Source organism: Bradyrhizobium sp. P5_C11_2 (assembly GCF_054049755.1).
Window position 1 is genome coordinate 1 of record NZ_JBFULT010000360.1, and the last position, 7,792, is coordinate 7,792.

Here is a 7,792-nt window from a genome sequence, read left to right on the forward strand (position 1 = left end):
TCCGAGTCGATATTGCGTCGGTGAGCAGCCGAAGTGATCGCGGAAGCGGCGATTGAAGTAAGTCACTTCATTGAAGCCGCAGGCAAAGGCGATGTCACTCACCTTCGTGTCGTCGTAGCGAACGTCCGACAACATGGCCCGCGCCTTCAGCAAGCGCAGTTCAAGTACGCGCTCGGAGAATGTCGCGCCGCTTTCGAGTAGCAAATCGCTCACATAGCGGCGCGATAGACTGAGAGCATCCGCGATGGCCGTGATCGACAGAGACGGCTCGGCGAAGCGTTTCTCAATGATTGCGATCAGTTCGCGCTGCCGCGCGGCGCGCAAGCCGCGTTCCGCCGCGATCTCCGCGACTTCGCCGCGCGCGCCGAGCGCCAACACGATCAAGTCTCCGAGCATCGCCTTGGCGCGCCGCGTCAACTCCGGGTCTTCGTAGACTTCATCGGCTTCAAGGAGAAAATTGATGGTGCGTTCGAGATGCCGTACCGCCGGATTGGCCGGGTCGAGCAACATTGCCGCACGATGATCGGCATGTGGAACAAGTTTCAGAATTTGCGCACGAGGTATGGAGGTCAAATTCCACGCTGTGAGGCCGTTCGTAAAGCTCGAGACCGGTTGGGCGATGTTGAAGGCAACGACACTTCCCGGTTGCAGCTCAAACCCCTGGTTTCCGACCGTCCATAATTGCGGCTGGGGGCTGCGATARAAGCCCACAAAAATGTCGTCGCGATCATTGGCCACGTGCTTGCGCGTGCGCACGTAGTGTTCCGTCGTCGTGGCAAACCGGCCGACGCTCAATTCGCCAAGAAGAACATTCTTCGATGCGGTATAGAATGGCTTGTCCTCGGCGTGCTTCATGTCCGCCTTGCCGAGTTGTTCCATCCATATGTCGTGCCACAGGCGGAATCGGGCCTTGTCGTTCAGGTGGGATGGAAGCTGGTCCGATGAAAATTCTACCTTCGGCATATCCGTCCATAATCCTCGCGTGCCGGTTCCATTGCTATCATGAGGCCGCGCGAATGGCATCCACCCATCAGTCCATCGACGTGATGCAAAAGCGGACCGCCGTGCATTCCAGGTCAAGTTCGGTGCCGGATAGGTCAAGTTTTCGGCTGCCGACCGTTGCGCCGAAATCACATTCGCCGGCGATCCTGTTGCCGTGCCGTTTCGATCAAGCCCAGCACCTTCGCGGACAAGACGACCCAAGCGCGGCCCGGTAGTCATCCCGAACGACGGACTTATTGGGTATTTAAACAATGAGAAAATTGATCGCGGCCGGTGTTGTCGTTTCAGCCATGATGCTGTCGCCGGCATTGGCTGCCGACCTGCCGGTGAAGGCGAAGCCGGTCCCGGTCTATGACTGGACCGGATTTTACGCCGGTGTGAACGTTGGCTATGGCTGGGGCGATCGCGACCTGAGTTTTGCCCCGAACGATGACGCTACCCGTGTCTGGTCTGTTTCTGACGGCATCCCGCCACCAGCGTCGTTCAAGACGTCGGGTGCGCTCGGCGGATTGCAGTTCGGCTACAACCGACAGCTCCGCACGGGCTGGCTTGTCGGCCTTGAGGCCGATTTCAACTGGTCCGGCATCAAAGGCTCAGGCATTAGCTCCGGTGTCATGCCCCCAGTGCCCATTCCAGGTCCATACTCGGCACCCTTCGACGAGCGGATCGACTGGTTCGGCACGGTGCGGGCCCGCCTCGGCTACCTGCCGACCAGCACGCTGTTGACCTATGTCACCGGTGGTCTGGCGTCTGGTCAGGTCACGCGCAGCGGAAGTTACATCAACAATAGTACCGTTCGTTTCACAGCCAATGGACTGCCCGACAACAGCGGCTTCACATGCGCAAGCGGCACCACCTGCTTTTCCGGCGTGTCGCGCGACGTAACTGCGGGATGGACGGTGGGCGGTGGATTTGAATACGCTCTCGGAGAGCGCATGACCCTCAAGGCCGAATATCTATATGTAAGCCTTGCTGGGAAGAAAATCACCGAAACGGCTCTGGCGGTCTTCATTCCCGGCGATACGCCGGCCTCGATTAGCGCCAATGTCGGCCGCGCCACCTTCAGCACCGCGCGCGTCGGTCTTAACTATCGCTTCTAGAGCCTATTCGGTTCTGATTGAATCAGAACCCGGCTCCTTGCAACCTCCTCGTCACAGATGTTGCTGGACGGCCGGTGGCGGCCTCGAATATGCGGTGCTCCCGAACGCCACCGTCAAGGCCGGATGCCTGCACGTCGATCTCGGTGACCAGAGCGTGAAGCTGACTGTGCAGGGGCCGGCGACCGGCAATGGCTTCGTCAAAGTCAAGTTCAGCAACGCTTACGACATGGATCGTATGGGGATGAACTTCCGCTTTTGACCCGCTCGGGCGACCGAAGATCGGCCCGCCTCCAGCGACAGTCGTCGCGAAGCAAAAGGAGTGATCGCGGGCGCAGACCCGCCTGCGATCATCTACTGCTCAACATGTGTTGACACTCGCCGAGGACGCTTGGCTTGCGGCGGATTTTCCGCTAGAGGAAGCCGCGCTCGCTTCCATCGCAGATCAAGCTGCGGCACGCGTCAGCCGCGAACGGAAAACGTGACCATCGTCTCAGGCTTCGCCGATATCTCGMTTCTGCAGCTTCTGCTGGTCGCGTTGATGGCGTTGTTTGCTTCGATCATCGGTGGTCTTGCCGGCTACGGCACCGGCGCGCTGATGCCGCTGGTGCTGGTGCCGCTGGTCGGCGCCGAGCCGGTGGTGCCGATCATCGCGATCTCCGCCATCTTCACCAATTCGAGTCGTGCGGCTGCCTATCTCCGCTATGCCGATCGCCGCCGCGCGCTGATCGTGCTCGCCTGCGCGGCATTGACGACGGCGCTCGGCGCCTACGGCTATACGCGCCTCACCAATGCAGGCGCAGCGCTAGTGATCGGCTCCATGCTGATCCTGAGCGTGCCGCTGCGCCGCGTGCTCCGCCGCCGCCAGGTCAAGATCGGCGACACCGGGCTTGCGGCCGGCTCGGTCGGTTACGGCGTACTCGTCGGCGGCACGTCCGGCTCCGGCGTGATCCTGCTCTCGCTCTTGATGGCCGCGGGCCTCGAAGGCGCCGCGGTGATCGCGACCGATGCGATGATCTCGCTCGGCACGGGCCTGATCAAGATCTCGGTGTTCGGCCTGGCCGGCGCGGTGACCGCGCAGGTGCTCGCCTTTGCGCTGCTGATAGGGGCGATCGCGATCCCCGGCGCGTTCCTCGCAAAAGCTTTCGTCGAACGGATGCCGGTGCATATCCACACCGCGATTCTCGACGTTGCGGTGATTACAGGCGGGCTTGTGATGATTTCGGCGGCGGCGAGGCAGCTCATCGCGTAGACGACCCCGGCCCAACCGGCATGTCGCGCCTGGACGACGGATCGAAGGAGGCGGCCTCCAGCGCAATGTGGCTTCGATGTTCAAGTTGGTCTGTGGCCGCGTCGGTGCCTTCCGATCGACCATCCGCGAACGGAATGAGCAATAGTCCGAGCAGCGCCACGCCAGCGAGGAGCGCCCAGGCTTCGTTGGCACTGAGCGCGAAAGCGGCCTGTTCGACCATGGGACGCAGATAGGCTTCAATCGTGGCGTCGGATACCCCCGGAGGGCGGTGAGTAAACAACGTCAGGTCAAGCCCGATCGCCTGAGCCGCGGTCACATCGCCTGCAATCAGACGGTCGCGCAGAGCGTCGGCGTGCTCGATGGTGCGCCCATAAAGGATCGTATCGATCAGCGCGATACCGATTGCACCGCCAAGGTTTCGCATCAAATTGAACAGGCCGCTTGCGTCCGGTATCTGTGACGGGTTCAGCGAACCCAATGCCAGCCGGGTCGGAGGCAGCAGGCAAAACATGATCGCAACGCCGCGCAAGACCTGCGGCCAGAACATTTCCTGGAAGTCGGCGGCACGGCTCTCGAATGCACTGCAACCCAGTCCGACCGCGAACAGACCAAACCCCGCGGCCGACAACCAACGGGGATCAAGCCTGCTTTCCAGCAGGCCCGCAATCGGCGCGGTGGCAAGCTGCGCAACGCCGGTGACGAGCATGATCGTGCCGATTTCAAATGCGTCATGATGTCGAACATAGGCGAGGAAGACCGGCATGAGATAGACCGAGCCGAACAATCCAATTCCGAGGAAGAAGCTCAATGCGCAACCGATCGCAAACGAGCGCGATCTAAATGTCGACAGTTCGACCACCGGATGCGCGGCCCTGAGTGTTCGGATGGCGAAGACAGTTGCCGCGGCAGCACTCAAGACGATCAGGATGGAGCAGAATGGAGAAAGCCACCCGCGCTGCGGGCCTTCCTTCAGGCCGATCTCCAGGCATGCAAGCGAAACCGCAAGAAGTGCGAGAGACGGCACGTCGAGTGTGGCCAGATCGGAAAGCCGGGGTCGTTCGCGCGGCAGCAGCATTGGCGCGGCGAGTGCGGCGACCACGCCGGGGGCGACATTGATCAGAAACAGCCAATGCCAGGACCAGGTGTCGGTGATCCAGCCGCCGACCACCGGCCCGACCGTGGGCGCCAGCACAGCCATGACGCCGGCCATGGTGGTGGCAACGGGATGCAAACGAATCGGAAACAGCAGGAAGACAGCGGAAAAAACCGCCGGAATCAGCACGCCGCCAGCAAAACCCTGAAGCACGCGGAAGCTGACAAGCGTCGTAAAACCGCCGCTGAACGCGCAACCGATGGAGGCGAGGGTAAAGAGGCTGATCGCAATGACGAACAGCCATCGCAGCGTCAGGGCGCGCGTAAGCCACCCGGTCAGTGGAATGGCGATGATCTCGGCGATCAGATACGCGGTTTGGATCCAGCTCATCGCCTCTCGCGAAATGGCGAGTGTACTCTGGATCGTGGGTAGCGACGTGGCGACGACCTGAATGTCGAGGATCGCCATGAACATGCCAAGGCACATCAGGACGAAGCCAAGCCACGTAGCCACACTCGGCTCGGTAACCCGTTCAGTCATTATGAGCCACGCACAATGTCTCACGGGATGCGGCGAGGGCGCGGTTCTCGGCCCGTATGCGGATTGCGAGAACCGCAGCGTTGAGGACGGTGAAGACCACGGCCAGCAGCGGCAGACCCAGAGCCAAAGGGAGCACGGCGATCTCGCCGGCAACCACGGCATAGTTGGGATGCGACAGAAATCGATAGGGTCCCGCTGACACGAGCGGTTGTTCGGGCAGAACAATAATCCGCGTCGTCCATCGTGAGCCGAGCGTCCAGATGACCCAGAAGCGAAGGCACTGAAGGATGAGGTAGCCGGCCAGGGCACCGACATTCACCGGTTGGTCGCGGCCGAACACCCACAGCGACAACAGCCAGGCGGCATGAACCGTGATGATCAACGGAYAATGCCGGGGTGCCACCTCGACGGCGCCGCGGGCCAGGAGCTTTCGAGTGTTGGCGCGCGAAATGACGAGTTCGCCGACGCGCTGCAGCGTGATGGCGCCGAGAATGAGTTCAGCAAGCGTCACGCAGCGTGCCGTAGCGTGACACAGCTCGCGGTGAAGCCGGGTCCGAGCGCCGTCAAGAGCGAGCGCGCCGGCAGCCCCTTCGCGCGGGCCTGCTCAAGCACAAACAATACAGTAGGTGACGACATGTTGCCAAAGTCGGCGATAATCTGCCGCTCATGGCAAAGCGTTCCCTGGTCGAGCGCGAGCGCGCTTTCCAATGCACCGATAACCTTCGCGCCGCCGGGATGGCAGATGAACCGGTCGATGTCTTCCATCGAAAGGCGCATTCTGGAGAGAATTTCGGTCACGGCGGGGTTGAAATGCCTCGTGACGAAGTCGGGTATGGTGCGACGAAAGATGACGCCAAATCCTTCCGGGTCGACATTCCATCCCATGATGCCGAGCGTATCCGGCCAAAGGTGTTCGCCGGCAGCCTCGATCTGCGTAGCGCCGCCATCGCCCGCGCGCAGCACGATTGCAGCAGCGCCATCGCCGAACAGGCTAACGGCGACGATGTTGGCCTTGGTAAGTTCGTCCAGGCGAAGTGCAAGTGAGCAGAGCTCGATCGTGACCAGCAGCACGTTGGTTCCTGGTCGCGCCTGGGCGAGGCGCGACGCGATCGATAATCCCGAAACCCCGCCCGCACAGCCAAGACCAAACACCGGTACACGCATCACGTCGGACCGGAACCCTATCCGGCGGCTGACGCGCGCCTCGAGACTTGGAGTCGCGATTCCCGTGGAAGAGACAGTCACGACGGTGTCGATGTCGCCGCCGGCAAGCTCTGCGCTCGCAAGCGCTTTCTCGGCGGCATCGACAAATAGCGCTTCAGCTCCTTCGAGAAAGGCCTCGGTGCGTTCCGGCCAGCCTCGTCGTTCGAGATACCAGTCGAACGGCTTGACGCCATGACGTTTGACGATTCCGGTATTCGAGAAAATGCTCGAGAACCTTTCGAACTCGGGAAAACGAGGGCCGAAGACATTCCAGGCTGCTGTCAGAACGTCCTTTTGTAAAAAGACGTGGGGAGGCACCGACGTCGCTAGCGAGACCAGGGCAGCTGCGGGCGGGGATCTTGACGCTTCTGTCATCGCCATAAGAAACATCGGCGCGGTGCTAATATTTCGACGCGTGTAACAAATAATCGGCCGGAGACGTCACTAAAACTTGAACAGCGTTACAATTCTCCAGCGCCAACTTGGAGTCCTGTTCGTCCTGCTCAATTAGCTTGACGAAACAAATTGCGCGCTCGGAGCGATCGATCGCCGCCCCCGGAGCGGAACGCTCCGACGCAGGGCGCTTTCCTACAAATGCAATCGGGCATGTCAGGACTGAAATGCTTCAGTAGCACCGTCCGGGCAGGTTTGAGACTTCATATCAACGGAAGCGGAGCGCAGGCATGCGCACGCATCGTGGTCTCGATATGCACGGAAGAAGGTGAGCCATGGGGCAATCCAGCGCACAGCATCAATGGCCTGAAAAAAAGTCGGGCGATCGGTTCAAGAGTAAGATTGCCTTCCGTGAGATCAGTGTCGTTCTTGTTCTCCTGGGTCTTTCCCTCCCTTCCAGTGCATGGGCGCAGGCCGGGACCGACGCGCAGCCGGACCGTATCAAGGCGGATATCTCGCGGGTCGACAGCGACTTCATCAAAGCAAATACGAAAACATCCTGGGATTGGCCTACCGTCGGTCTCGACTACGCCGAAACGCGGTTCAGCCAACTCAATCAGATCAACACTGACAACGTGAAGGATCTCGGGCTCGTCTGGAGTTACAATCTTGAATCATCGCGCGGGATCGAGGCAACCCCACTCGTCGTCGACGGCATCATGTATCAGTCGGCGCCTTGGAACGTGGTCCATGCCATTGACGCGCGGACCGGGACAAAAATCTGGTCGTTCGATCCAGGTGTCGACCGGTCAAAGGGCTATCGGGGGTGCTGCGACGCTGTCAGCCGTGGCCTCGCGCTTTACAAGGGCAAGGTATTCGTCGCCGCCTATGACGGACGCCTGATCGCGCTCGATGCCGCGACAGGGGCCGAGCTCTGGGAAAAGGATACGCTGATCGACCACGAGCATTCGTACACAATCACCGGCGCGCCTCGAGTCTTCAACGGCAAGGTCGTGATCGGCCAGAGCGGTGCCGAATACGGTGCGCGCGGATACATCACGGCGTACGACAGCGAGACCGGCAATCAAATTTGGCGCTGGTTCACCGTGCCCGGGGATCCATCGAAGCCGTTTGAGGACGCTTCGATGGCAGCCGCGGCGAAGACCTGGGATCCCTCAGGCAAATATTGGATCAACGGGGGCGGTGGCACGC

The 7,792-nt window shown here is 60.9% G+C and carries 8 protein-coding genes; 4 read left to right on the forward strand and 4 right to left on the reverse strand.

What is annotated here, in order from left to right; all coding sequences use genetic code 11:
- Window positions 1-963 (reverse strand): AraC family transcriptional regulator (locus tag ACXJL8_RS27465; protein ID WP_456685916.1); only part of this gene is annotated, 963 nt, incomplete at its 3' end.
- A gap of 290 nt (window positions 964-1,253) precedes the next feature.
- On the opposite strand from ACXJL8_RS27465, the gene ACXJL8_RS27470 reads away from it, so the two are divergent.
- The 3 genes from ACXJL8_RS27470 (at window position 1,254) to ACXJL8_RS27480 (ending at window position 3,351) form a co-directional block, all read left to right on the forward strand.
- The gene (locus ACXJL8_RS27470; RefSeq protein WP_456685917.1) at window positions 1,254-2,102 is read left to right on the forward strand and encodes an outer membrane protein; all 849 of its coding nucleotides are present in this window, start codon (window positions 1,254-1,256) and stop codon (window positions 2,100-2,102) included.
- Between the two features lie 94 nt (window positions 2,103-2,196).
- Complete coding sequence (locus ACXJL8_RS27475; protein WP_456620445.1) at window positions 2,197-2,361, forward strand: hypothetical protein; 165 nt, start codon at window positions 2,197-2,199, stop codon at window positions 2,359-2,361.
- Between the two features lie 219 nt (window positions 2,362-2,580).
- Window positions 2,581-3,351, forward strand: a complete 771-nt coding sequence (locus ACXJL8_RS27480; RefSeq protein ID WP_456685918.1) for a sulfite exporter TauE/SafE family protein — start codon at window positions 2,581-2,583, stop codon at window positions 3,349-3,351.
- On the opposite strand, the gene ACXJL8_RS27485 is transcribed toward ACXJL8_RS27480, so the two are convergent.
- From ACXJL8_RS27485 to ACXJL8_RS27495, 3 genes are read right to left on the reverse strand one after another with little or no spacing between them, the layout of a single operon-like run.
- Window positions 3,341-4,930: a DHA2 family efflux MFS transporter permease subunit gene (locus ACXJL8_RS27485; protein WP_456620497.1), complete on the reverse strand. Its 1,590-nt coding sequence runs from the start codon at window positions 4,928-4,930 to the stop codon at window positions 3,341-3,343. The two genes, ACXJL8_RS27480 and ACXJL8_RS27485, sit on opposite strands and share 11 nt — an antisense overlap.
- Before the next feature lie 46 nt (window positions 4,931-4,976).
- The gene (locus ACXJL8_RS27490) at window positions 4,977-5,495 is read right to left on the reverse strand and encodes an isoprenylcysteine carboxyl methyltransferase family protein (protein ID WP_456685919.1); all 519 of its coding nucleotides are present in this window, start codon (window positions 5,493-5,495) and stop codon (window positions 4,977-4,979) included.
- Window positions 5,492-6,568, reverse strand: a complete 1,077-nt coding sequence (locus ACXJL8_RS27495) for a type III polyketide synthase (RefSeq protein ID WP_456620448.1) — start codon at window positions 6,566-6,568, stop codon at window positions 5,492-5,494. Before ACXJL8_RS27495 ends, ACXJL8_RS27490 begins: the two co-directional genes overlap by 4 nt.
- Before the next feature lie 347 nt (window positions 6,569-6,915).
- Between ACXJL8_RS27495 and ACXJL8_RS27500 the strand changes: the two genes are divergently transcribed.
- The coding region (locus tag ACXJL8_RS27500) for an outer membrane protein assembly factor BamB family protein (protein ID WP_456685920.1) at window positions 6,916-7,792 on the forward strand (877 nt) is incomplete at its 3' end.

What these genes read in the sequence shown, in the direction of transcription:
- ACXJL8_RS27470 (WP_456685917.1), top strand. Translation starts at nt 1,254, where the DNA reads ATGAGAAAATTGATCGCGGCCGGTGTTGTCGTTTCAGCCATGATGCTG.
- ACXJL8_RS27485 (WP_456620497.1), bottom strand. Translation starts at nt 4,930, where the DNA reads ATGTGCCTTGGCATGTTCATGGCGATCCTCGACATTCAGGTCGTCGCC.
- ACXJL8_RS27495 (WP_456620448.1), bottom strand. Translation starts at nt 6,568, where the DNA reads ATGGCGATGACAGAAGCGTCAAGATCCCCGCCCGCAGCTGCCCTGGTC.